The 1,756-nt window shown below is 75.3% G+C and carries 2 protein-coding genes; both read left to right on the forward strand.

Going from position 1 to position 1,756, the window contains the following annotated elements; genetic code table 11:
• Window positions 1-81 precede the first annotated feature (81 nt).
• Window positions 82-1,284, forward strand: coding sequence for a PucR family transcriptional regulator (locus HMPREF3105_RS11980; RefSeq protein ID WP_036340225.1), 1,203 nt, complete (start codon window positions 82-84; stop codon window positions 1,282-1,284).
• A gap of 103 nt (window positions 1,285-1,387) precedes the next feature.
• The coding region (locus tag HMPREF3105_RS11985; RefSeq protein WP_141762541.1) for an ACP S-malonyltransferase at window positions 1,388-1,756 on the forward strand (369 nt) is incomplete at its 3' end.

Genomic DNA, 1,756 nt, shown 5'->3' on the forward strand with positions numbered 1-1,756 from the left:
GGCCGCCCGCCTCCGCCACGGAGGCGGGCGGCCGGCGTCGTCGCTGTAGGAATCCCACAACACGCGCCTAGGATGAAGCGCATGCCCGAGCCCCGCCCCGCCGCCCCTCGCCCCGTGAGCACCGACGGGCTGGCCCGACTCAGGAGCCACCTGGGCGCCCTGAACACGGCGGTGCTGCAGCGGTTGGACGCCACCCTGCCCTGGTACCGCCGACTCACCCCGGACGAGCGCAGCGCCCTCGGGCTCGTGGCCCAGCGCGCCCTGCAGGGCTTCCTCACGTGGTTCGAGCGGCCCACCTCCACGGGCCACGTCCTGCAGGACGTCTTCGGGCCCGCGCCCACCGATCTCACCCGGGCGATCTCGCTGCAGCGGGCCCTCCAGCTCATCCGGACGATGGTGGACGTCGTCGAGACGCGGGTGCCGGAGCTGCTGGCCGAGCGCGACCAGGCGCCCGTCCGCGAGCACATCCTCCACTACTCGCGCGAGGTCGCGTTCGCGCTCGCAGACGTGTACGCCCGGGCCGCGGAGATGCGCGGTGCGATGGACTCGCGGCTCGAGTCGGTCCTGCTGGACGCGGTGCTGCGCGGGCAGGACCCGGACGAGATCCGGCATCGGGCCACGGCGCTGGGCTGGCGTGGGGACCACGACGTGATGGTCATGGCCGGTCTCGCCCCGGGGCAGGACAAGCCCGCGTTCATCCCGGACCTGCGGCGGGCCGCGGCGCGGCTCGACTGCGACCTGCTCGTGGGCGTGCAGTCCGAACGGCTCGTCCTCGTGGTCGGCTCGGTGCGGGACGCGCGGGCGGTGGGCGAGGCGCTCGCGCGCTGGTTCGCGCCGGGACCGGTGATCGTGGGACCCGTCGTGGACTCGCTGATCTCGGCGCACGTCTCGGCCCGGCACACCCTCGCCGGGCTCAGCGCGGCGGCCGCCCATCCCCGGGCGTGCCGGCCCACCCCGGCGGAGGACCTGCTGCCCGAGCGGGCGCTGCTGGGCGACCCCACGGCCCGGGAAGCCCTCGTGGACGGGGTGTTCACGCCCCTGGCCGACGCCGGCACCTCCCTGCTGGAGACCGTGGACGCGTACGGCGCGCTGGGCCACTCGCTCGAGGGCACGGCCCGCGAGCTGTTCGTCCACGCGAACACGGTGCGGTACCGCCTCAAGCGGGTGGCCGAGGTGACCGGCTGGGACCCGCTGGTCCCCCGCGACGCGTACGTCCTGCAGACCGCGATCACCCTGGGCCGGCTCGCGGGGGCGCGGCCGACGACCGGGACAGGCTCGGACTGAGCCGGGGCGGCGCCCCCCACTTGTAGAAACCCTCCAAACCGACTCGCCGTGCTTCGTGGCGCGATCTGTCCGGGATGGCGGCCGATCCTGACACGATGGAGGAATGCTTGCCATCGTGTGCCCCGGACAGGGGTCCCAGACGCCCGGCTTCCTCGCCCCCTGGCTCGAGCTGGACGGGACCCGCGACCTGCTCGCGTCCCTCTCCGACGCCGCGGGCGTGGACCTGATCCGCCACGGCACCGAGTCGGACGAGGAGACCATCAAGGACACCGCCGTCGCCCAGCCGCTGATCGTGGCGGCCGGCCTGGTGGCCGCCGCGGCCCTCGAGGCGGACGCCGCCGCACCGAAGTCGACCGTCGTGGCCGGCCACTCCGTGGGCGAGGTCACCGCGGCCGCCGTCACCGGCGTGCTGTCCCCCGCCGAGGCCCTCTCCCTGGTGCGCGTGCGCGCCACCGGCATGGCCCGGGCCGCC

The sequence above is a fragment of the Micrococcus sp. HMSC31B01 genome, assembly GCF_001816085.1.
GTDB classification, from domain to species: domain Bacteria; phylum Actinomycetota; class Actinomycetes; order Actinomycetales; family Micrococcaceae; genus Micrococcus; species Micrococcus luteus.

Coding starts and splice junctions, on each gene's coding strand:
- HMPREF3105_RS11980 (WP_036340225.1), top strand. CDS start 82: ATGCCCGAGCCCCGCCCCGCCGCCCCTCGCCCCGTGAGCACCGACGGG.